This window comes from Arthrobacter sp. GQ119, from assembly GCF_059759125.1.
Genome location: NZ_JCAXEA010000030.1, coordinates 36,799 through 57,902 on the forward strand (window position 1 = coordinate 36,799; position 21,104 = coordinate 57,902).

Consider the following 21,104-nt stretch of genomic DNA (forward strand, 5'->3'; position numbering starts at 1 on the left):
CCATGGGGCAACTGGTGGTCCAGGAGTTCGTAAGCGCCGACGGGTTCGCGGCGGACGCCAACAACGAATTCACCTTCTATGAACTGCTGGACGGGGGCACGGCCGAGTTCGACCGCAGCCAGTTGAGGTGGCTGGACACCGTCGACACGATGGTCCTCGGCGCAAACACCTACCGGATGTTCGTCGAGTACTGGCCAACGCCGGCATCAAAGGATGAAATCATTGCACCCGCACTCAACGGGCTCCGCCGCGTCATTTTCTCCCGCCACCTCACGACGGCCCCCTGGGGAGAGCTGCCGGAGGCGGCCATCGAATCCGGTGACGCCATCGGGGCGATCCGGAGGATCAAGCGGGAGACCGACGGCGACATAGTGCTCTGGGGCAGCCTCACCCTGGCCGGGACGCTCCTGGCCGCAGGCGAGGTGGACCAGGTGAGGCTCCTCGTGATGCCCATCGCCTTGGGCGAGGGGCGGGGCGTGTTTCCCGCAGGGCAGGATCCGAACGTGCTGAATCTTCTCAGCGCAACAACGTATGACCAAGGGCTGACCGAGCTCGTTTACGGACTCCGGGCGCGGCGGGCTGCTACTTAGCAGCCGTGAGGAGCTGCATTCGGCGGGTGTCTGCAGGGACGAGTGAATAGAAGGGGGTGAACCTGGCCCTCATCCCGGGGGACATATCGGACCGGACGATCGACGCCGCCTCAAGGGACGTGAGGTGGTAGCGGACGACGTCTCTGGAAAAGCCAAGAGCGGTGCTGATGTCGGCCACCTTGCTTGCCCCGTTGGTCCCCAGAAATTCGACGATCCGCGACCTGATCTGGTTGGGCCGAACTTTGTGCCGGCGATTACCCGCGGCGCTCGCCACTTGTCTGTTTGGGCTAACTACTTCAGTCACAATAATTTCCTTTCAATCGGGGCGGCTATGAGGCCGTGGCCTCCTGCACGTCCTGCTCTCGGGCAGCCTCTAGCGAATCGGGTGCTCTGTAGCCGGGCGGCCAGGGCATGACGGCGCAGCCCTGAACACGTTGCGGGCAGGGCGGTGGTGCCGGTTGGGTTGGAGAGGCCTGGTTGGGCAGGCTCAACCCGCGGTGGGATTTACTTGCTGAGGTTGGCCAGGCGCTCGGACCGGACGTCCGGGTCTGTGCTGATGATGGTCAAAGGGGGTCCTCACGGCTTCGTTGACGGGAGTGGGTTAGACGGATCGGCCTGATGCCTGCCGTGTGCAAAGGGGCGAACACCATTGTTCGCGTTGCAGGCTGGCCGGGCATGGGGGCGGCGACAGGTGGGCGGCCGTTAGTGGGCAGGCTGAACCGGGGGCGGCTGGTATCCGGTTGGGCAGCCGGGATGTATCAGAGAGGCAGGATCGTAGTCAGTTCCCTCCTCCGGGCACGAGGCTGCCCAAAGCACACTCCACCCCGTGCAGGTGGCGTCTCATGGCTCTGGACGCTTCTTGAGCGGACCCGCGTTCAATGGCAGCGAAAATTCGGGCATGCTCGCGGTCGGATTCCTTCCGCCGATCAGCTACGAGGTTCAGGGTGTTCGACTGATCACCCATGGCCTCGCGGATGTCCGTCAGAACCCCCACAAACACCCCGTTGCCGCTGCACCGGGCGATGGCGGCGTGAAATTCAGCATTCAGAAGGATCCACTGCTGGAGGTCATCCTCATCGGACATTGCCTCGAGAATTTCGCGAAGCGCCTCCACGTCTTCAACAGTCCGGCGCTCGGCGGCAAGGGCAGCGGCGGGCACCTCGATGTGCGGGCGTGCCTCCACCAGGTCACGGGCCGAATACTTGCCGAGCTTCAGATCCTGGGCAACACGGTCCGCGATGACGAAGGTTCCCTTGCCGGTGAAGGTAGCCGTCAGACCAAGGGCGTTGCAAGACTTCAGCGCTTCCCGGACCATCGACCGGCTGACGCCGTACTGCTGGGCCAGCGATGCCTCCGAATCCAGCCGTGCACCCATGGGGATCTTGCCTGCTTCGATGGCGTTTCGAAGGGACGCGAATACGGCTTCGGCGGCGCCGACCCGTATCACTTTATCTTGTCCAGCTGTCCAGCTGTCCAACAGGTTGTCCATGCAGTAAATATGACATGGGTCACTCGCCCTGTCAACGTGTTACGGCCGGCCAGCCGGCCGGCCTGCCGGCCGGCCGGTCACGTCGCGAGCGTGAGCAGCTTTCCCTCGGTTACGGCCTGGCGGGACAGGGTCTTGTAGCCCTCCTGCTCGAACAGCACGGTGATCACGTCCTCCTCGTGCCGCATCACGATGCCGGGGCCCCATTCCTTGTGCACCACGGCGGCCTGGAGCGGGAAAGGTTCCCCGCCCGCGGCGGCCGCGGCGCCGCCGTCGTAATCCTCCTCCTGGGCCGAACCGTCGGTGCAGGTATCGCAGTTGCCGCATGGCTCGGGCATGTCCTCGCCGAAGTAACCGAGCAGGAACTGCCGGCGGCAGGCGTCCGTCTCGGCGTAGCCGCGCATCATCTCGATGCGCGAGCGGTCCACGCGCTGTCGTGCTTCGGCGAGTTCGACGGCGCGTTCCACCACAGTGGGCAGTTCGGCGCCCGCTTCCAGCCGGATGCCGCGCTTGCCGGCCTTGACCGCGCGGGTTTCCTGCAGCTGGTTCAGCAGCCCGGTCAGCCTGCGCGGGGACATGCCGGTCTGCCCGGCGAGCGCTTTCTGCGTGAGCGGGCCGTCGGCCGCCCGCAGGGCTGTGAGGACAGCCAGCAGCGACTCCTCATCCGGGGCGTGCGTGCCGAAGAACCTGCGCAGCCCAAGGTCCTCGGGCCGGTAGTGGAGAACGGCTGCGGCAGGCTGGCCGTCGCGCCCGGAGCGGCCGATCTCCTGGTAGTAGGCGTCCAGGGACTCGGGGATGTCGGCGTGGATGACGAAGCGGACGTTGGGTTTGTCGATGCCCATGCCGAACGCGGTGGTGGCGACGACGACGTCAAGCTCGTCGTCGAGGAACCGGTCGTGGACGCTGTCCCGCTCGGGCTGCTTCCGGCCGGCGTGGTACGCCTCGGCCCTCAGGCCGCCTTCGGCGAGTTCAGCGGCATACGTTTCGGTGTCCTTGCGGGTGGCGGCGTAAAGCAGGCCCGGACCTTTGATCGCGGCAATCTGCTCCACCACGGCGCGGCGCTTGTCCCTGTCCTCGAGGTGGCGGACCACGTCGAGCCGGATGTTGGCACGGTCGAATCCGTGGACCAGGACCAGCGGGTCCCGCATGCGCAGACGCTGCTGGATTTCGTCGCGGACCGGGGGAGAGGCCGTCGCGGTGAGGCCGACGACCGGCGGGTTTCCCAGCTGCCCGCGGACCTCGCCCAGGCGCAAATAGTCAGGGCGGAAGTCGTGGCCCCACGAGGAGACGCAGTGGGCCTCATCCACCACGAACAGCACGACATCCAGGGCGGCGAGCCGCTCCATGGTCTCCGCCTTGGCAAGCTGCTCTGGCGCCAGGAAGAGGAAGACGGCGTCACCGCGTTCGGCCGCTGCCCACGCGTCGTCCACATCCGCATCGCTGCGGCCGGAGTTGATGGCGACGGCGGCCTCCCCGCCGAGGTCCTCCAGCAGACCGTCGAGCTGGTCCTCCTGCAGTGCTATCAGCGGGGAAACGACGACGGCGGGACCGCGCCGTGCGCTGTCAGCGTGCCGGTGCAGGTACAGGGCGGCCACCTGGTAGATGGCCGATTTGCCATAGCCCGTGGGCATGACGGCTAACACGTCGCGGCCCTGCACCAGGGCACGCATGCCGGAAAGCTGGCCGTCCCGGAGATTAGAGAGACCCAAGGTTCCGGCTGCGAGCCGTCGGAGGCCGGCGTCGGGATCTGTGCTGGTGTCGGCGGCTGATGGGGCGAGGGCCTCGGTCATGGGGCAGCTCCGTGGGGCGGTCCGATGGCCGGGTGTCTTCAGCCGTGGATTCTAGCCTACCTGCCGGTCAGATGGAGTGCAGGCCCCGGTCTGCGCCCGGGAACCGCGTGGGGGTGTGAATCCTCATGGTGGCCTGGGCGGGCCTGGACTTGGGGATGATGACTTCCCCGTGGCCTCCACGGCTCATGTCGCGGATGAGGCCGGTTCCGGCAATCTCCCTGGTTACGGAAATCCCCGCGACGGCTGCCTGCTTCGACGGGTAGGGCACCGAGGTCGCCACCAGGCGTCCCATCCCGTCCAGGAGCCGAACGCGGAAGCCACCCTCCGGAGCGTCGATGAGTTCAAAGTGTCCAGCCATGACAAATCCCTCCGTTCATGATGCGTCTTCGTATGTCCCAATTCTATTTTGCGCCTTTTCGGCCCTGGTGGCGCGGCGGCGGTTTCCCCGGGCCCGTTTCATTGCGCTCCGCGGATGGGTACGGTGACCACATGCAGAAGATTTCGATTGAGGCACTGGCAACGCAGCAACTCGAGGCTGCGCGTTCGGTCGGCAGCGGGCGCGCTGCCGACACAGTATTCGGTGGGCACGAGAAGGTGATGCGTCAAACAGTCATGGCGCTGAAAGCCGGCACCAGTCTCAGCGAGCACCGAAACCCGGGGGAGGCAACCATTTTTGTGCTCCGCGGCTCGCTCTGGCTGCGCGCCGGAGGGGAATCCTGGCAGGGCAAATCCGGGGATTTGCTGATCATTCCAGACGGACTGCACAGCCTGGATGCGGAGGAGGATTCGGCCTTTCTGATGACGGTGGCGAAGATCACATCGTAGCCGGCGGTGACCTTCGCCGCACCGGGATGGACAGTGCTGTTTTGACTGTCCGGGCACGTGTACTATCCCTTCAGGAGGCGGCGACGCCGCAGCGTCAAACTGGGGGATATCAGGCATGTGCAAGCGATAAAAGCTGTGTGAAATCAGCCATGAAATCACTCATGTGGGATCGCTCTGTGAGACCACCCGTGTGAACTTACCGTGCCCTCCGGAATCGCCAGCCCTCAAGGCCGGAAACCGGACAGTTTCCCAGCGCTACCTGTAGCCTGCCCTTCCCGCCGAGCCAGTGGTCGCCCCAACGGCTCTGCACCCACCCGCGTCAAATCGACGCACCCCCGCCATCCCAGCCCTCCTCGGTGACCCCTGCCGTCACCAGCCCGAAAGGACCGCCATGAGCCAGCCCGGCCAAACCCCGCCACCACCCCCGCCGGCCGACTACACCACCTACGGCGCGCCAGGGTTTCCCGGGCAGCACTATGGCTCAGGCCCGCAATATGGCGTGAGCCCTTATGTCGCAGGCCAGCAGCCTGACTCGGGCTGGCAGTTCGGCGTGGCTCCACAGAAGTCCTTCCTGGCCACCTGGCTGTTCTCACTGTTCCTCGGAAGCCTCGGCGTGGACCGCTTCTACCTCGGCAAGATCGGTACGGGCATCGCCAAGCTGCTTACCCTTGGCGGTCTCGGCGTCTGGGCGCTTGTGGACCTGATCATCACCCTGGCGGGAAAGCAGACGGACAAGAGCGGCCGGCCGCTGGCGGGGTATGTGCAGCACAGGGTGCTCGCGATCGCGGTCTCGGCCGTGCTCGTGGTGGGCGGAATGATTGTTGGCGCGGTCACCGGGGCCGCGGCTGCCTTGGCCATCCAAAGCGCGGCCACGTCGCCGATCGTCTCCGCCGCACCCCTCACGGAGGAGCCCATTGCTTCGGCACCGTCCGAATCGGCACCCGCCGCGTCCCAGGAAGCGATAGCCGGTGACGACCGCCCGCGCCTGGCCGCCCGGTCCTTCACAGGAACCGGCGACGCGATCAAGTCGGTGGACCTGCAGGGCCTGCCTGCGCTGGTGACCTTCACCTGCAAGGCGTGCACCGGCGAAACGGTGTTGGAGACCGACGGTGCAGAGATCATGCTGGTCAACACCGTTGGCGGCTACGCCGGCTCCCACCTTGTGGACACCAGCACCGGTTCTGTCACGTCCCAGTTCAGCATCAGTGCCGATGCGGCCTGGACCCTGAAGGTGGAGGATGTTGACGCTGTACCCACGGCAGCCGGCAAGGCCCGCGGACATGGCGACGCCGTTATTTACTGGGATGCTCCGAGCGACCAGGCTGCCATCACCAACAATGGCGAGGGGCAGTTCCTGGTGGAGGGCTTCGGGTCCGAGATTCCGGAACTGCCCGTCGACGAGGAGGGCACCTACAGCAGCACGGTCCGGCTGACGCCCGGCTTTGTGCAGGTCAAGTCCGACGGTGACTGGACGCTGACCGCGAAGTAGGAGCCTTGGGTGGGAGGTTGCCTGGGGTGGCTACCGCACTGACTGGCAGACGGCCCCGCCGGACGTAGCGTCCGGCGGGGCCGTCTGTTTAAGCGCTGTTTGAGTGCTTTAGTCAGGTCGGGCACCTGCAAGCGTGCGCGCCAGCTCAGGCAGTGATGGCACCGTGTACTCGGGTTCCGCGAAATAAGCCGGATAGGGGGCTCCGGAACGGTTGATCCATGCGGTGCCGAGGCCCGCACGCGCGGCGCCGTGGATGTCCCAGGGGTGGACCGCCACCAGGAGCATCTGTTCCGGGTCGGTTCCGCAGGCCGCGGCCGCAAAGTCGTAGGCCCCGCGGGCGGGCTTCCAGGCGGGGGCGTCGTCGACGGACAGCAGGAGATCGAAGCTGTCCCGGATCCCGGCGGTGGTGAAGAGATTCTCCGCGACGTCGGTGGAGCCGTTCGTCAGCGTGGCAAGCCGGTAGCCGGCCGCCTTAAGGGACGCGACACCGTCCGGCACGTCGGCATGGAGTTCCAGCCCGGCCATGCCTTGCATGATGTGTTCCACGGCCGCGTCCGCCCCCATCCTCAGGTCCAGGCCGGTGAGCAGCCCGCGCAGTGCCTCCGCCCCGATCTCGGCAAAGGCGCTGTTGTCTCCGGCCGCTGTGAGGGCGAAACCGTCGCGCAGCAGGGTGGTGAACCACAGTTTGGCGAGCGACGCCGGCGCACCGGTCTCCGCGAAACGGTCAGCCAGGGGGGACATGTCGGACAGGGTTTCGTTGACGTCGAAGACGATGACGGACGGGGCGGTTCTCACGGAATGGCTCCTTCTCCAGCGGCTGGTCATGCCCAGTCTTCCGCGCGGAGAGCCTGAGCGGTAGATCCCGGTACGCAGGGGCGGGCGGGGCGGCGGTGACATGGCTAGAGTGGAAATAAGTGGAAGGCAGGTGCCCATGACCGAAGACACGGAAACCGGGATGGCTGGAACGGTCCTGCGGGAGCGTTACAGGGTCGAAGAAGTGCTTGGCCAGGGCGGCATGGGAAGCGTCTACCGGGGAACTGACCTGGTCCTCAACCGGGACGTCGCCCTGAAGATCTTCCGTGCCGACATCACCGACCCGGAGGAACTGGCGAGGCAGCAGACAGAAGCCCGGACGCTGGCCAGGCTGAACCACCACGGCTTGGTCACGCTCTTCGACACCGGGACTCTGCTCCGCGGCCAAAGGGAAGTGCCCTTTCTGGTCATGGAACTTGTCAGTGGAACTGATCTTCGCCGCCACCTCGCAGTCGGGCCGCTGACTTCGGCCGAAACGGCCCGGCTAGGAGCAGAACTGGCTGAAGCCCTGCACTACATCCACGATCGCGGCGTGGTGCACCGCGATGTAAAGCCGGCCAACATCCTGCTGACCCGTTATGCGGAGGATTCCCCGCTTAGGCCTAAGCTCGCGGACTTTGGAATCGCACGAATGCTCGATGGGGCCCGGCTCACCGCAACCAACATGATTCCCGGGACAGCGGCCTACCTGAGCCCGGAGCAGGCCAGCGGAGAAAACGTGGGACCGCCGGCAGACATCTACTCGCTGGGCCTGGTGCTGCTGGAGGCTCTCACCGGGACCGTGGCTTTCCCCGGACCTCCGATGGAATCCGCGGTGGCCCGTCTCTCCCGGGTTCCGGACATCCCGGATGCCCTGGGCCCGCAGTGGAAATCCCTGCTTGCTGCGATGACTGCCCGGGATCCACAAGACCGGCCGGACGCCGTAAGTATCGCAACAACACTGGGCCTGGCCGGTGAATGGACCGTGCCAGCCAAATATCCACGTGAGGCGAAAACCGCGGCGGAAGCACTTCCCCCGGCAACCCGGGTGCTGAGCGCGGGCGGTCCCAGGATTCGTCAGTCCGAAGGCAGGGCAGGGCCGCAGGGCGGTGCCCGGCTGCCTGCCCTCTCGGCCAGCGAGGTAACCAACGCCACCTCGTGGCACCGTGCCCCGGAGATGCCGGCGCGCCAACCGGCCTCCGCGGAGCCAAAACCGGCCCCGCAGCGTTCCTGGAAGAAACTCAGAAGCATCCGGGGCCGCCGGCTTTGGGTCTTGGTTGCCGTCGCAGCTCTCGCCGTGGTCCTGGTGGGGGTGCTGCTGACATCCATCCAGCGGCCGGCTCCGGCACCGGTGGAAACACCGTCGCCGGTTATCCCTGGGCAGATGGGCGAACACTTTAAAGAACTGGAAGAAAGCGTCACACCATGAATCAACTGCTTACCTCTGTTCTGGCCGCCTGCTTCGGCCTTTCACTGGTGACTGCGTGCTCGGCTGCGCCCGAGCTGGACGCCGGAGTCGCAGAGAAACTGCAGGCCCGTGTGGTCGAAGCGAAACAATTCGCCGCGCAGCAGAACTTCCCCGCAGCGCTGGCTGAGCTCGAACAGCTTGGCCAGGACGTGGCAACGGCTGCAGAGCAGCGCCAGGTGTCACAGCAGCGAAAAGCCCGGATCGAGGCCGCCATCAGCACAATCAAGGACGACCTTGAAGCAGCCATGACACCCACGCCGCCACCGCTCCCAACGACTCCTACGGCTGATCCTTCGGACAGCAAGAACGGAGAGGAGCAGGACGAAGACGCGAAAAAGGAGGCCGAGAAGCAGCAGGAGGAGGCGAAAAAGGAGGCCGAGAAGCAGCAGGAGGAGGTGAAGAAGGACGCCGAAAAAAAGAAGAAAGACCAGGACAAAGACCACGACAGAGAACATGACAAAGGCGACGGTTGATAACCGCTGCTTGGCGTCTGCGCCAGGCCTTTCTAAGAGCCAGCAGTTGTTCTAGGGTTGCGGCTATGAGGCTGCACGTAACCTACCAAGGTGGAGACAAGGACAGTAAGTCTGAGCTTCGGGAATTATCGGAGTTCCCGATAGAACTTCCTGGGGGCAGCTACGACTTGACCTTCAGGCATGCAAGTCAAGAACCCGACCCAACTGAGGCCGTGGCTAAGTGGGTGGCGCAAGAACAGCCGGCAGAGCAGTCCTAGCCGAAACTGTCACAGACGTCCGGGGGCGGATTCATCGGCGATGCAATGTGCCATTTACCGCGTCCCCCGTAAGAACTAGGATCGGGCCGTAACTTACGGCACGGAAGGAAACTGTCATGGAGTGCATCGTTTGGTCCGTCCCGATTCTGCCCGGCAAGCTGGAGGCGTGGAAGGCATTCGCCGAGAACACGAAGGGGGAGGAATATGACCGCTCCCGGAAGCGCATGGGAGTGGTTCGGGAAGTTGTATCACTGATGCAGACCCCGGAAGGGGACTTCGCGTGCATCTTTCAAGAGGCAAAGGATTTGGCCAAGGCCTTCCAGGTGGTCTCCGAGTCGGACGATCCCTACGACGTGTGGTTCCGGGAGAAAATCAAAGAGATCCATGGACTGACACTGGAAATGTTGCAGGGACCCCCGCCGGCGATCGTCACCGTCGACTACCGTAGCGACGAGCGATAATTCGACATATTGACAGGCGGATCACCCGGGAATACCGTCTGCCTTAACGGGGTTTTCCGCCCCGTTTCTAAGTATCTCGGCGTCAGCACTGGGCCGCTTCTGCTTGGCGAGGGCGCCTGCAAGGAGTCCTCATGTCTTGGGAAATGTCCGGATCGTATGTTGGCAACTGCAGTTGCCAGTTGATTTGTCCGTGCCCGGTCGACGGAGTGCCCACCGGACGGGACGGCCAATGCCGCGGCGTGAATGTCTTCCATATCGCGAATGGACGGCTCGACAGTACCGATCTGTCGGGCGTCGACTTCGCCTTCTGCAACTGGTTCCCTTCGAACCTCACCGCAGGCGGCTGGAAGGTGGGAGTCGTCGTGGACGTAGGCGCCTCGGATGCGCAGGCCAAGGCCCTGGAAAGCATCCTTCACGGCGAGGCCGGTGGGCCGTTCGAGGAGTTTGCGGCCTTGTATGGGGAATGGCTGGGCGTGGAGCGTGGCAGCGTCACGTTCTCGGACGGTGACAATCCGTCCGCCTCAGTAGCAGGGAAGGCGAGCTTCACCTTCGAGCCGCTTCCCGGAATCGGGGGCAGCGGCGTGACCACTGTCAAGAACGCGATGTTCGGCTTCGCCCCGGAATTCCGGATCGGCAAGGCGCCCGGACACTCGGACCTCTTCGGGATGGAGTTCGAGGGCTTCTACGGCGAGACCGCGGACTTCACCTTCGCCAGCGAGATGGCCGAGGACGCCCCCAGGGGCCGGGTCTGAGCGCCGGCAGCTCATGCTGCTCAGGAAGCTCTTCACGAGAGGCGGCACGCACGGCCCTGTGCGCGCCGCCGTTTCTGCTGCCGCGCCGTCCGGCTCTTCGGGCGCAGCGTCTCTTCCGCGTCCATCCTTGTCCAGGATCGATGCAAGCGAGGCCGGCCTCATCGCGGTCCTGCTCGGGCTCGCGGCTGCGAGTTGGGTGTTCAATTCAGCACAGATGAGCGGGATGGACATGGGCCGCTGGACCGACCCTGGCCCGCTGGGCTTCTTCGTCTCCACCTGGGTGGTGATGCTGGCGGCCATGATGTTCCCGTCGGTCGCGCCGATGGTGGTTGCCTACGACCGGATACATCATCACCGCCGCCGGATGGGACGCCACGCCCCGCCGGGGAGCACCGCTGTTTTCGTGGCCGGTTACCTGATCTCGTGGACGGCCTTCGGCCTGGTGGCCTACTCGCTGTACGCGCTGGTCGCGGCGCAGTCTCCGGGACTCTTCGCCTCTGACCAGGGAGGCCGTTATCTGGCCGCCGGAGTGATTATGGTGGCGGCCGTTTACCAACTGACGCCGGCCAAGAACGTCAGTCTGATGAAATGCCGGACGCCCATGGATTTCATCCTGCACCGCATGCGGCACGGGTACGGCGGTGCGCTGCGGATGGGAGTCGAGCACGGCGCGTGGTGCGTTGCGTGCTGCTGGGCGCTGATGACGGCACTGTTCGCGCTCGGTGTGATGAGCATCGGGTGGATGGCGGTGATCGGGGCATTCATCGCCGGCGAGAAGATGCTCCCATGGAAGCGGCTCGCAAACCTGTCCGTTGCGGTGGCGCTGGCTGTGATTGCGCTGGCCATTGCCCTGTCGCCCGCGGCGACGGACGGGATGACGATGTAGCAGGGCGTTTGTTACGACTACACGGATCACGAGGAGGCTCTTCCCGGACAGCCGCCAGGAAAGGAGGGCGTCCGTTTCTTCGTGAATGCGCTGCGGACGGCGTTCCCGGATGTCAGGGTCAAGTCGCTCGAGCCGTCATTTTCGGACGGGAACATGGAGGCGTGCCACGTCACCCTCACGGGTACCCACCGTGGGGAACTGGCCGGCATGCCGGCAAGTGGTAAGAGTGTCGAATTCGGCGGGACTGACATCATCCGTGTCGAGGGCGGCAAGGTGGCCGAGCACTGGGGTACCACCGACAACCTGAGGCTCATGCAGCAGATTGGCGCAATTCCCGGATAGCGCCGAGCTGAATACCGAAGCGTTGTCTGCGGCAGCCGTCCAAAAGGGCGGTAGCTCAACGGCGCGGCGGCCGCCCCCAAAGTGGGGACGGCCGCCGTCGTACTTTCTAAAGGTGAGGATCAGCTGTTCAGCGTGTACGGCTTCGGGAGCTTGAGGCCGCGCTGGTCCATGAGGGTGCGCAGGCGGGTGGGGTAGTCGGTGATGATGCCGTCCACGCCAAGGTCCATCAGGCGGGCCATGTCCGCGGTGGTGTTGACGGTCCACGGGATGACGGGTAGGCCGAACTCGTGGGCTTCGGTGATCATCTGCGGGGTGACGGAGCGGAAGGCGGGGGAGATGACGTCGTACCCCTGGGCTTTGGCGGCTTTGGCGAGGGATCCGTTGTAGTCGTCGATATCGATCCCGCCCAGGTTCGGGCTGGCGCCGGGCTGGCCGACTTCGAGCCAGTCGTCGCCGCTGGAGAGGGCCACGAGCGGGAGCTGCGGGGCGATCTTCCTGGTGTAGTTCAGCGAGGACCAGTCGAAGGACTGCAGCGTGGTGCGGTGGGACATGCCGGCCTTGTAGATCTCGATGACCACGGCCTTGGTGAGCGCCTCCATGCCCTCGCTGCCGGCCTTGCCGTCCTCCACTTTGGTCTCGACGTTGAAGCGGACCTTCCGGGCGTTGAAGCTGGCTGCCAGCTCAAAGACGTCCTTGAGTTCGGCGATCCTGTTGCCGTCGATCACCTCCTGCTCCGGGTAGCCGGGCAACTGCACGAAGCCGCAGTCCAGGGTCTTGACCTGGTCGAGGGTCAGGTCCGCGACGCGGTCGCCCACGTACGGGAATTCGGCGTCGCCGGGGATGGCGGGGGCGGTGTCGCGGCACTTGTTCGCCTGGATGGAGTCGTCGTGCCAGACGACGACGCTGCCGTCCTCGGTCAGATGGGTGTCCAGCTCCAGCGTGGTCACGCCAAGCTCCAATGACTTAGCGAACGCTGCCAGGGATTCCTCGGTCCATTCCCCGCGGCCCCCGCGGTGGGACTGCAGGTCAAAGGAACCGTTGCGTTCCCGGGTTTTAACCAGGTTGGTGTCTGGCGACGGTGCGGTTCCGGCAGCGTTCGACGACGGCGTGCCGGCGTCCGCGGTCGGGGCGGCGACGGCAGGGCTCGCCATTGCGGCGATGAGCGCGGCGGCGGCCGCGGCGGTCAGGACTGTGCGCATGGTCATGGTTCCTCCCGGGTGGTCGGTGGTCGGCGCTGAGCCGCCGACCCGTTCACCATAGGAAGGCCAGATGGACGGCTGTGTGTGGGGAGTTGGATGGGAGGTGAACAGCTGCGGCTGCGGCCTCGCCCGCCGGCAGACTTCAACCCGTCGGGACGCTTGCTGCCGGCAACTGCATTCGTCACCAACGAGCATTCCGGCACGGTCTCAGTCATCCCTGCGGGTTCGAGCAGTGCCTCCGGAACGATTGACGTCGGCCGCAAGTCGAATCCTCACGGAATTGCCGCCGCCCCTGACGGCACGGTGTACATCACCAACGTCCTCACGGACGAAGTCGTGGTCATCGAGCCGAAGACGTCGGCCGTGGCACGGCGAATTCCTGTAGGCCGTTCCCCGCAGGAAGTCTCAGCCGGCCCGGACGGCTCCATCTACGTCACCAATAATGTGGACCGCACGGTCTCTGTGATCGGACCAGGAGAATCCGAGGTCACACGGACCGTCCCCGTGGGAAAGGAGCCGGGACGTCTCGCTGCGACCCCGGACGGCACCGTCTACGTGGCAAACCGTGCGGCCAACTCCGTTTCGGTCCTCTCGCCGGAAGCAACCCCTGTGAAGGCGGGATCGGCGACGCCTCAGGCGGGACCGGCGGCGGGACCGGAGACCTTTCAGGACAGCTCCAACAAAGCCGAAGTGAGCTTCTTCGTTGCCGGTGGAGCGGTCTTTTTTTGGTGTCCTCGTGGGTGTCGGATTCTGGCTCCGCCAAAGAGCCAGGCGCAAGGCAGCGTAAGCGCCGTCGTCTTACTGGGCGGTGTCCGCCCAGCCTTGGTTAGCCGGACCGCCGTAGGCCCCGTCCTCACAGAGCTGCGCCGCGACCCCGGCGGCCTGCGCGATCGCCGCTGCTGAGGCCTTGGAGCCTTCACTGCCGCTGCCGGCAGCGAGTCCGGCGGCATAGCCCACCATGAGCGAGGTGATCGGCGCGGCGGCGTGGGTCACTGACCGCGCCGATTTCCTGGCGAGGTCCAGAACCATTTCCTGGTCGAATTCGAGGTCCAGGAGCTGCAGGGCCTGCGCCAGCCGGTTGCTCCACTGCGCCAGGATCTGTGCCTCGTCGTCGTCGACAGCCATGTTCTCTCCTTGATAGCGGCCATTGTGGCGGTGCCTCCCGCCCGGTGGCCACGACACTACAAGGCTTTCCGGCGTAAGTCACCGGTGAATGTCTGGACGTGCCCGCATCCTGACGAGCAGCCAAGTGCGGGGGACCGGCCAGATGATGGCCAGCGCGAGCACGGGCACCAGCATGACGCCGACGTCGGGGAACTGGCGGACGATGACGGCCAGGTTGGTGTCGAACTTGGCGGGTGCGTAGATGAGGCACAGCCACAGCGCGAACCCGTCGAGGGCGAGCGCTGCGAGGCCCACAGCCCACAGCGCCCACCGCCTGCCGGCCGCGGCGCGGCTTCGCCGGAGGGCGGAGAGCGCCAGCCACAGGCTCAGCAGTTCCGCGAGCAGCAGTGCCAGCGAGACGGCCCAGCTGTAGCGCTGAAGCCAGTCCTCCTGCACCACCGCCGGCGCCGGCGGCTGGCCGTGGAGGATCCGCAGGATGTTAGTGTCGATGGCTTTGAGCCGTGACGGGGCCGAGGTGTCATTCGCGTTGATGACCATGGCGACGCCGAGGCCGGAGCTGGGAACCAACGCCTGGTAGGTGTGCGAATTCCCCCATTCCCCCTGATGCTCCGCGAGCAGCGGCAAGGTATCCGGGCGGGGCGGTTCGCCAGGGGCGGCGGATTCCACGAGCGGACGGGTGAACCAGCCCATGGCGTAGCCCTTGGACTCGTCCACCCGGACCCGGGGCTCGAGCAGGGCCTTCACGCTGTCGGGCCGGAGAATGCGCTGGTCACGGTACAGGCCGTTGTTCAGCAGGGCGATCAGTTCGTGGCTCTTGTCCTCCGCGGAGGCGTACATGGTGGTGGACGGCATGCCGGTGGTGGGTGCGGGCACCTCGGTTTGCTGCCAGAACGTGCCGAACCACAGGGAATGTCCGGCGGCTGCACTGTCTGTGCGGGCGGAGGCGCGCGTGGGATGGCTGTGGAGCATCTCCAGGGGCTCGAACAGGTGCTGCTGCATGTAATCCCCGAACGGCTGGCCGGAGACCGTCTGCACCAGAAGGCCCAGGATGTTGAAGTTGGCATTGGCGTACCCGAATGCTTCCCCCGGAACCCCGGCCAGTGGCGAGCCTGACAGGGCGCGCACACCTTCTTCGATGGCCTCCGGGCCCTGCGCGTCATAGCCTTCGAAGGCCGTGTCCTTGGCCGCCATGCCGCTGGCCTGGTGGAGCAAATGTCGGACGGTGATCTCCGATGAGCGGCTGTCCCGCAGAGTGAACCAGGGCAGGTAGGACCGCACGGGCTCATCCAGCCGGAGCCTGCCGGCCTCGACCTGCTGCATCACGGCAATGGCCGTGAGGGACTTAGTGGTGGACGCCAGCAGCACCGGAGTCTGGGGCGTCATGGGGCGCCCCGAGCTGTCGGCACGGCCAAACGCGGCGGAATGCACCTGGACGCCATCCTTGACGACGACGATGGCGGCTCCCGGAAGCCCAATCGCGCTAATCTGCTCCCGCATGAAGGCGTCCACCGCCTCAAATGTCTCATCGGGGATGGCAGGTCCGGCAGCTGGCCTTTCGACGGCGGCAGGCGGCTGGGTGCCGACGGCGGCAGTGGCCGGGGTGGTGAACCCGCAGAGAACGCCAGCCACCAGGAAGCATGACAGAATCCAGCGCGATGACCAGGAAATTTCTCGCATGCCCGCACCTGCTTCGCCCTACCGTCCCTCCACGGTAGGACCGGGCAGGCGGGAAAACAATGCATCATCCCGGGCGCGTTGGCTGCACGTGAATGGACCGGGCCCGCCGGATCATCTGCCGGGGAAATGCGAACCGTGCCGGCCCGTACTTGGAGTCCTGTCTGGCCGGCACGGTCCGCGGTCTATGCGTAACGCAGCCTTGTTCAGGCGCGCCGACGCCCGCGCCGTGAGGCGGGTCCTTCCGGTCCCTGGGCGTTCTCCGGGGTGTCCTTCGGGACGGTGTTCTCCGGGATGGTGTTCCGGGGATCAAGGAGTTCGGCCAGATGGAGGCTCTTGCGCTCCGGTTCCAGCTGCTTGACCTGCATTGCACAGCTGAAGCCGTCGGCAAGGACCGGTGTCTCTGCCGCAGTGCTTTCAAGGGCAGGAGCCAGTGCCTGCTGTGCCACCTTCATGGAGATGTCGTAGTGGTTGGCTTCGAACCCGAAGTTTCCCGCGACTCCGCAGCAACCTGTGGCCTCCGCGACATTGGCTACTCCCAGGGCCGCCAGTGCCTTCCGCTGTACCGTCGCCCCAAAGGTGGAGTACTCGTGGCAATGTGTCTGCACTGTTACCGCGGACGGCACGGCCGGGGGCGTCCAGCCGCCGTCCACCCATTGCTTAACGGCTTCGGCAAAGCTCTGGATCCGGTGTGAGACGCGTTCGGCGGCTTCGGTGCCGAGAAGCTCGGGGCCGTCCTTTTTCAGGGCTGCTGCACAGCTGGGTTCGATGACGACGATGGGGGCATCGCTGCCGTCATCCAGTTTGGCGACGGTCTTGCCCAACATCTTCTTGGCTGCGTCGAGCTGCCCCGTTGAGATCCAGGTCAGGCCGCAGCAAGCGTCTGTCTCGCAGGAGACCTGCCTTCCGGTCCCTTCGATGACCCGTGCAGCGGCTCCGGCCACCTCCGGTCGGAAACCCTTGGTGAAGGAGTCGACGAAGAGCACCGTGTCCGCGGCAGCCGGCGTCTTTGCGAAATCTGCGAGGGCATCGCTGAGCATCTTTCCGGAGGCGAATTTCGGCATGGCCCGCTTGGTGGTGAGACCACCTGCTGCTGCCACCACCTTCCCAAGCGGGCTTGCCAGGACTGCATTGACCAGCGGGCTGATGCGGGACGTGAGCTTCAGCCACCTGGGCAGCCACCCGAGCGAGAAGTGCGACATCGGCCGGAGCCTGCCCTCGTAGTAGTGGGAGAAGAACTCCGACTTGTAGCTCGCCATGTCCACGCCGGCGGGACAGTCGTTGGAACAGGCTTTGCAGGACAGGCAGAGGTCCAACGCCTCGCGGACGTCTTCCGACTTCCAGCCTTCGTCGACGGTCCGCGCGCCCCGGACCATGTCCTGGAGCACCCTGGACCGTCCGCGCGTCGAGTCTTTCTCGTCCCCTGTGGCCCGGTAGCTCGGGCACATCACTCCGCCGGAGTCCGAACGGCACCTGCCGACGCCGATGCAGGCCTGGACGGCATGCACCCAGGGGTCGGCTCCGGCCGCGGCGGCCTCTACGGGCCGGAGCTCGAAGTGCGTCCTCCACTCACGCTCGGGGACGCCCTCGAGGGCCAAATTGTCGTCAAACGGATCCGGATCGGTAATCGACCCCGGATTCAGGATCCCTGCCCCATCCCACAGCGTGCGGTATTCCTCGAACGCGGCGAGCATGCCGGGGGAATACATGTGCGAAAGCAGTGCTGAGCGGGCACGCCCGTCGCCGTGTTCCCCGGACAGGGAGCCTCCATGGCGGACAACAAGTTCGGCGGCGGCCTGCGTGAACTTGCGGAAGACGCTGCGGCCCTCTTCGCTGCGCAGGTCGTACGTGATCCGGATGTGCATGCATCCGGCCCCGAAGTGCCCGTACATGATTCCGGTCAGTCCATAGTCGTCCAGGAGCGTCCGGAAGTCCGCCAGGTAGGCTGCAAGGTTCTGCGGGGCGACGGCGGAGTCCTCCCAGCCGGCCTGGGATTCTCCGCCACCGGCGGGCCTCGATGACAGGCCCGCGCCGTCTTCCCTGACCCGCCACAACGTAGCGCGTTCAGCAGAGTCCGGAACGGCACACCCATCGACCAGGCGGCCGTTCGCGGCGAGCCGCTCCAGCAGCAGGGCGGCCTGCCGGGCGACTTCGTCCGGGTCGTCGCCGTCGAGGTCCACATACAGGAACGCCTTGCCCTGGGGCAGCCCCAGGACGGAGTCGTCTCCGCGGCGCAGCCGCATGGTGTCAACGATGGCCTCGTCGATGCCTTCGACCGCTGCCGGGGAGAAGTCAAGGATGGTCTCGATGTCCTTCGCGGCATCGACCACGTCGGCATAGCCGAGGCAAACCAGCAGTGCACTGGATGGCTTGGGGACGAGTTTCATGCGCGCGCGGACGACGACGGCGCAGGTTCCTTCGGTACCGACCAGTGCCCTGGCAACGTGCAGGCCGTTTTCCGGCAGGAGATTGGCAAGGTGGTAGCCGGAAACCTGGCGCTGAATGCGGCCGAGTTCAAGGCGGAAAGCAGACAGATTGTCCTGGGCGAGCTTCTTGAGGTCTTCGCCCAACTGGAACGCGCGGGAAACGGAGTAAGCGTCAGACGGGTCGGTGGCCCGGACGCCGCTGTCCGATGCGGTGAGCAGGGCGCCGTCGGAGGTGACGACGTCGATCTCGTGGACGTGATCGGAGGTCCGTCCATAACGCACCGAATGGTTGCCGCAGGCGTCGTTGCCGATGGCGCCGCCGATGGTGGCACGGTTTTTTGAGGACGGGTCGGGGGCGAACGTGAGGCTCCCGCCGGTTGCCCGTTCAGTTTCGCGGGTGAGCTGGGCAAGCACGACGCCGGCCTCGACGTCCGCCGTTCCTGCCGCCTCATCGACGGTGATGATCCGGTTCATATGGCGCGAGAAGTCCAGCACAATTCCCGGGCCGATCGCGTTTCCAGCCATGGACGTCCCCCCGCCCCGGCTGATCAGGGCAGTTCCGGTTTCCCGGCATGCCGCCATGACCGCGCGGACGTCGTCGACGCTGCGCGGGAACACAACGCCGAGAGGCGGGACCCGGTAGTTGGACGCGTCATAGGAGTATGCGGCCAGCCGGTGACCCGAGGCTTCCACGGGCACGCCCGCGGCCTGAAGCTTTGCCAGAATCGATGCACGTTCCGGGGCTGTGATCTTTGAATGCATGCTGCGCTTTCCACTTGGAGTGTCATGGAACGGTTTCGAGTTGTGTTGCCGTACTAGTGCTCCCGGGAGAGTTCTTCCTGGGTTCTCGTGCTGAGGAACGCTTCGGCGTCGTCCAAATGGGCGGCCCAAAGCTTCAATGCCTTCTCCGCGTTGCCGGCGACCAGCGCATTCAGGAGCTCAGTGTGTTCATCGTGAAGCGTGGATACATGCAAGTACCTGGGGCGAAGGAGTGCCATCAGGAGGCGGATCTCTGTGGAAATCGTCTGAAAAAGCCTGCTGAGCCGTGGCGAGTCGGCAGCCCCCACGACCGCCGAATGAAAGCCCATGTCAGCCTGTGCCGCAGTTTCCCAGTCCTGGTCATCGCTGACCTCTGAAAACCTCGCCAGCGATTCCCGGATGGGTCCCGTGTCACCACCGTGACAGACCGCGCGGACTGCCTCGAATTCGATGAGTCGGCGTACCAGAAATATGTCGGCGACGTCCTGGACGGAGAAGCGACGGACCCTGGCGCTTCGCCCGGTTTCACGTTCCAGGAAGCCATCAGCGATGAGGCTCTGTACCGCGACGCGGGCAGTGGGCCTGGCCACGCCCAATTGCTGGGCCACGTGGCTGTCCTTGACCACTGCTCCCGCTGAATAGTCCCCGGCAAGGAGGCTGCGTTCCAGTCGGGTGCGAACAGCGTCCGCAACTGTAACTGCATCATTTATCACCATGAAACTGTATAACAGCTATACACTTCGTCCCAAGACCTTTCGAAATGCGGGGTAACTCTGACGATCCTGCCGGTGGCGGCAGGGAGGGCAAGTAGGTCCCGTCTACTCCAGGGCAGCCCCGCTGCGCCGGGCGAGGAGTTTCAGTTCGCGCACAACTGCATCGATCTGATCCGATCGTGAATCCGGGTGGGTCTTGCGTGCCGGTTCCCGATCGCGCGCACTGTTGACGGCGCCAGTTCGCATTCGACCAGGTGCAGGTTGTTGGGAGGTCAAGGTGTCGGAGAGGGGGTCGTGGAAGACCAGCTCGATTCCTCTTGGCATCGGGGCTGGATCCACCATTTTGCTGCCGCTATATGGCCCTTCCTGGTGCATCCCTGCTTCTTGTTCCCTCAAAGCGACTCTCCCAGCTGAACATGGACGGCCAAGAGGACAGCCCCGAGGGCAAAGCCTGCGATGCAGATCTGCGAAAGGAGGCCGGCCCTGGATCTCCTCCGCTGAGCCAGTGTGGCGTCGGAAGAGCGTGCGTAACTGATTGCAGTTGCGCTGGTCAGGAATCCTGCCGTGATAAGAACGATCAGACTGAGCATCGGATCGTCCGTCCATCATCTCCAATGAGCCAAGGCGGCGGAGCTTTCATGGCATGCCTAGTTAGTTAGGGAATGGGTTGTGGGAAATCGTGAGGTCATAGTCGTCCTCAATATGGAAAAGCCGTCGATGACCAAGTTCGTCGGTAACCCAAATGGTTCGGCCATCTTCAGTCCGATCATCAATCAAGCCCTTATGGCGGGGGACGCCCTGCTGGCTAAGGACGACGATGTCGCCTTGCTCGAGTGTGTTCCACGTGGATGCGTGACTGCTCTGTCGCACTTTGTCTACCTTTCGAGGAGTTTGAGGCTGAAGGGTGCCTGGAGGCGGAATGCAATGGTGCAGGTGTCAGGCGATACAAGGGGGTCTGAGAAGCTTCTGCGTAATCTGGAACCTGTAATGAAGTTCCGCCTCCTACTTTATCGTCGATTGTTGACAATTACTAGGGTAAATTCTCCTTTTGCAGCTGATGGCGCCGCTTAACGCCGAAGCGGCCGTTGCAACCCCTCAAGAATTCCGGGGTTGCAACGACCGCTGGGAGCCGGCATGGGCCGGACTGGTCACTACAGAGTTACGGGGTTCGCGAACCCCGGGCCGTTATTTGTCCTGCTGTGTGGCGGTGAGATCCTCAACGGCTTTTTGCATGTGCCGTTTGATGGCCTTGAGGAGGCCTTTCCTGTCGCCTGCCTCCAGCAGATCCAAGACCTTCTGGTGTTCCTCCACCAGAACGTCTACCCACGGATAGGAGACTTCCAGGTTGAGGATGCACATCCTTGATTCGGCAGCCAGCGTCTCGTAAATCCGGATGAGGCGGGTATTTCCTGTTCCTGCGACGAAGGAGGTGTGGAATTGCATGTCCAACCGTGCAAGTTCCTGCCAGTCGGATCCGGCGACCTGCTTTGCCATGTCGCTGATGACTTCCTTCAGCACTTCGCAGGTGTCTTGGATCTGCTCCTGGCTGCCGTCGAGCAGCGTGTTTGCAGCCGCTGTCTCGACGGATTCGCGGACC

20 protein-coding genes and 1 pseudogene are annotated in these 21,104 nt (G+C 64.8%); 10 read left to right on the forward strand and 11 right to left on the reverse strand.

Going from position 1 to position 21,104, the window contains the following annotated elements:
- The first annotated feature begins 2 nt into the window (after positions 1 to 2).
- The gene (locus AC6CH3_RS21185; RefSeq protein WP_498134293.1) at positions 3 to 590 is read left to right on the forward strand and encodes a dihydrofolate reductase family protein; all 588 of its coding nucleotides are present in this window, start codon (positions 3 to 5) and stop codon (positions 588 to 590) included.
- Here the strand turns inward: AC6CH3_RS21185 and AC6CH3_RS21190 are convergent.
- The 4 genes from AC6CH3_RS21190 to AC6CH3_RS21205 form a co-directional block, all read right to left on the reverse strand.
- Entirely contained in the window at positions 583 to 894 is a 312-nt protein-coding gene (locus AC6CH3_RS21190; protein ID WP_498134294.1) for a FaeA/PapI family transcriptional regulator, read from the reverse strand. The two genes, AC6CH3_RS21185 and AC6CH3_RS21190, sit on opposite strands and share 8 nt — an antisense overlap.
- Positions 895 to 1,368: 474 nt before the next feature.
- On the reverse strand, positions 1,369 to 2,079 hold the full coding sequence (locus tag AC6CH3_RS21195) for a FadR/GntR family transcriptional regulator (RefSeq protein ID WP_498134295.1): 711 nt from the start codon (positions 2,077 to 2,079) through the stop codon (positions 1,369 to 1,371).
- Positions 2,080 to 2,156: 77 nt separating this feature from the next.
- Complete coding sequence (locus tag AC6CH3_RS21200) at positions 2,157 to 3,866, reverse strand: RecQ family ATP-dependent DNA helicase (protein ID WP_498134296.1); 1,710 nt, start codon at positions 3,864 to 3,866, stop codon at positions 2,157 to 2,159.
- A gap of 67 nt (positions 3,867 to 3,933) precedes the next feature.
- Positions 3,934 to 4,224 carry a YegP family protein gene (locus AC6CH3_RS21205; RefSeq protein ID WP_498134297.1) on the reverse strand — a complete coding sequence of 97 codons (291 nt, stop codon included), beginning with the start codon at positions 4,222 to 4,224 and terminating at the stop codon, positions 3,934 to 3,936.
- A gap of 131 nt (positions 4,225 to 4,355) precedes the next feature.
- On the opposite strand from AC6CH3_RS21205, the gene AC6CH3_RS21210 reads away from it, so the two are divergent.
- Together AC6CH3_RS21210 and AC6CH3_RS21215 are read left to right on the forward strand one after the other, a co-directional pair.
- The gene (locus AC6CH3_RS21210; protein ID WP_400580796.1) at positions 4,356 to 4,691 is read left to right on the forward strand and encodes a cupin domain-containing protein; all 336 of its coding nucleotides are present in this window, start codon (positions 4,356 to 4,358) and stop codon (positions 4,689 to 4,691) included.
- 391 nt (positions 4,692 to 5,082) lie between these two features.
- Complete coding sequence (locus AC6CH3_RS21215; RefSeq protein WP_498134298.1) at positions 5,083 to 6,180, forward strand: TM2 domain-containing protein; 1,098 nt, start codon at positions 5,083 to 5,085, stop codon at positions 6,178 to 6,180.
- Between the two features lie 108 nt (positions 6,181 to 6,288).
- Here the strand turns inward: AC6CH3_RS21215 and AC6CH3_RS21220 are convergent, their stop codons facing one another.
- Positions 6,289 to 6,975, reverse strand: coding sequence for a haloacid dehalogenase type II (locus AC6CH3_RS21220; RefSeq protein ID WP_498134299.1), 687 nt, complete (start codon positions 6,973 to 6,975; stop codon positions 6,289 to 6,291).
- Between the two features lie 136 nt (positions 6,976 to 7,111).
- Here AC6CH3_RS21220 and AC6CH3_RS21225 point away from each other — a divergent pair, with 136 nt between their 5' ends.
- The 6 genes and pseudogenes from AC6CH3_RS21225 to AC6CH3_RS21250 all read left to right on the forward strand — a co-directional run.
- Positions 7,112 to 8,401 (forward strand): serine/threonine-protein kinase, encoded by a 1,290-nt coding sequence (locus AC6CH3_RS21225; RefSeq protein ID WP_498134300.1) that lies wholly within the window; start codon positions 7,112 to 7,114, stop codon positions 8,399 to 8,401.
- A complete protein-coding gene (locus tag AC6CH3_RS21230) occupies positions 8,398 to 8,913 on the forward strand; it encodes a hypothetical protein (RefSeq protein ID WP_498134301.1) in 516 nt (171 codons plus the stop codon). The genes AC6CH3_RS21225 and AC6CH3_RS21230 overlap by 4 nt, the downstream gene beginning before the upstream one ends.
- Positions 8,914 to 9,286: 373 nt before the next feature.
- Positions 9,287 to 9,631: a DUF6176 family protein gene (locus tag AC6CH3_RS21235; RefSeq protein WP_498134302.1), complete on the forward strand. Its 345-nt coding sequence runs from the start codon at positions 9,287 to 9,289 to the stop codon at positions 9,629 to 9,631.
- A gap of 143 nt (positions 9,632 to 9,774) precedes the next feature.
- Entirely contained in the window at positions 9,775 to 10,383 is a 609-nt protein-coding gene (locus tag AC6CH3_RS21240) for a DUF1326 domain-containing protein (RefSeq protein ID WP_498134316.1), read from the forward strand.
- Between the two features lie 127 nt (positions 10,384 to 10,510).
- Positions 10,511 to 11,269 carry a DUF2182 domain-containing protein gene (locus AC6CH3_RS21245; protein ID WP_498134303.1) on the forward strand — a complete coding sequence of 253 codons (759 nt, stop codon included), beginning with the start codon at positions 10,511 to 10,513 and terminating at the stop codon, positions 11,267 to 11,269.
- A gap of 27 nt (positions 11,270 to 11,296) precedes the next feature.
- Positions 11,297 to 11,611, forward strand: a pseudogene (locus AC6CH3_RS21250) (ester cyclase); the annotation flags it as partial.
- Positions 11,612 to 11,730: 119 nt separating this feature from the next.
- Here AC6CH3_RS21250 and AC6CH3_RS21255 read toward each other — a convergent pair.
- Positions 11,731 to 12,816 carry a glycerophosphodiester phosphodiesterase family protein gene (locus AC6CH3_RS21255; RefSeq protein WP_498134304.1) on the reverse strand — a complete coding sequence of 362 codons (1,086 nt, stop codon included), beginning with the start codon at positions 12,814 to 12,816 and terminating at the stop codon, positions 11,731 to 11,733.
- A 90-nt stretch (positions 12,817 to 12,906) separates the two neighbouring features.
- Here AC6CH3_RS21255 and AC6CH3_RS21260 point away from each other — a divergent pair, with 90 nt between their 5' ends.
- Positions 12,907 to 13,713 (forward strand): YncE family protein, encoded by an 807-nt coding sequence (locus tag AC6CH3_RS21260; RefSeq protein WP_498134305.1) that lies wholly within the window; start codon positions 12,907 to 12,909, stop codon positions 13,711 to 13,713.
- Here AC6CH3_RS21260 and AC6CH3_RS21265 read toward each other — a convergent pair.
- The 5 genes from AC6CH3_RS21265 to AC6CH3_RS21285 form a co-directional block, all read right to left on the reverse strand.
- A complete protein-coding gene (locus AC6CH3_RS21265) occupies positions 13,609 to 13,935 on the reverse strand; it encodes a DUF6457 domain-containing protein (protein WP_498134306.1) in 327 nt (108 codons plus the stop codon). The genes AC6CH3_RS21260 and AC6CH3_RS21265 overlap by 105 nt on opposite strands.
- Before the next feature lie 78 nt (positions 13,936 to 14,013).
- Positions 14,014 to 15,612, reverse strand: a complete 1,599-nt coding sequence (locus tag AC6CH3_RS21270; RefSeq protein ID WP_498134307.1) for a serine hydrolase domain-containing protein — start codon at positions 15,610 to 15,612, stop codon at positions 14,014 to 14,016.
- 203 nt (positions 15,613 to 15,815) lie between these two features.
- Positions 15,816 to 18,797 (reverse strand): FAD-binding and (Fe-S)-binding domain-containing protein, encoded by a 2,982-nt coding sequence (locus AC6CH3_RS21275; protein ID WP_498134308.1) that lies wholly within the window; start codon positions 18,795 to 18,797, stop codon positions 15,816 to 15,818.
- Between the two features lie 53 nt (positions 18,798 to 18,850).
- On the reverse strand, positions 18,851 to 19,507 hold the full coding sequence (locus tag AC6CH3_RS21280; protein ID WP_498134309.1) for a GntR family transcriptional regulator: 657 nt from the start codon (positions 19,505 to 19,507) through the stop codon (positions 18,851 to 18,853).
- A gap of 1,185 nt (positions 19,508 to 20,692) precedes the next feature.
- Positions 20,693 to 21,104, reverse strand: a 412-nt coding sequence (locus AC6CH3_RS21285; RefSeq protein ID WP_498134310.1) for a GntR family transcriptional regulator, incomplete at its 5' end; no start/stop codon positions are given.

What these genes read in the sequence shown, in the direction of transcription:
- AC6CH3_RS21185 (WP_498134293.1), top strand. Translation starts at nt 3, where the DNA reads ATGGGGCAACTGGTGGTCCAGGAGTTCGTAAGCGCCGACGGGTTCGCG.
- AC6CH3_RS21195 (WP_498134295.1), bottom strand. Translation starts at nt 2,079, where the DNA reads ATGGACAACCTGTTGGACAGCTGGACAGCTGGACAAGATAAAGTGATA.
- AC6CH3_RS21200 (WP_498134296.1), bottom strand. Translation starts at nt 3,866, where the DNA reads ATGACCGAGGCCCTCGCCCCATCAGCCGCCGACACCAGCACAGATCCC.
- AC6CH3_RS21205 (WP_498134297.1), bottom strand. Translation starts at nt 4,224, where the DNA reads ATGGCTGGACACTTTGAACTCATCGACGCTCCGGAGGGTGGCTTCCGC.
- AC6CH3_RS21210 (WP_400580796.1), top strand. Translation starts at nt 4,356, where the DNA reads ATGCAGAAGATTTCGATTGAGGCACTGGCAACGCAGCAACTCGAGGCT.
- AC6CH3_RS21215 (WP_498134298.1), top strand. Translation starts at nt 5,083, where the DNA reads ATGAGCCAGCCCGGCCAAACCCCGCCACCACCCCCGCCGGCCGACTAC.
- AC6CH3_RS21225 (WP_498134300.1), top strand. Translation starts at nt 7,112, where the DNA reads ATGACCGAAGACACGGAAACCGGGATGGCTGGAACGGTCCTGCGGGAG.
- AC6CH3_RS21230 (WP_498134301.1), top strand. Translation starts at nt 8,398, where the DNA reads ATGAATCAACTGCTTACCTCTGTTCTGGCCGCCTGCTTCGGCCTTTCA.
- AC6CH3_RS21235 (WP_498134302.1), top strand. Translation starts at nt 9,287, where the DNA reads ATGGAGTGCATCGTTTGGTCCGTCCCGATTCTGCCCGGCAAGCTGGAG.
- AC6CH3_RS21240 (WP_498134316.1), top strand. Translation starts at nt 9,775, where the DNA reads ATGTCCGGATCGTATGTTGGCAACTGCAGTTGCCAGTTGATTTGTCCG.
- AC6CH3_RS21255 (WP_498134304.1), bottom strand. Translation starts at nt 12,816, where the DNA reads ATGACCATGCGCACAGTCCTGACCGCCGCGGCCGCCGCCGCGCTCATC.
- AC6CH3_RS21260 (WP_498134305.1), top strand. Translation starts at nt 12,907, where the DNA reads ATGGGAGGTGAACAGCTGCGGCTGCGGCCTCGCCCGCCGGCAGACTTC.
- AC6CH3_RS21265 (WP_498134306.1), bottom strand. Translation starts at nt 13,935, where the DNA reads ATGGCTGTCGACGACGACGAGGCACAGATCCTGGCGCAGTGGAGCAAC.
- AC6CH3_RS21270 (WP_498134307.1), bottom strand. Translation starts at nt 15,612, where the DNA reads ATGCGAGAAATTTCCTGGTCATCGCGCTGGATTCTGTCATGCTTCCTG.
- AC6CH3_RS21275 (WP_498134308.1), bottom strand. Translation starts at nt 18,797, where the DNA reads ATGCATTCAAAGATCACAGCCCCGGAACGTGCATCGATTCTGGCAAAG.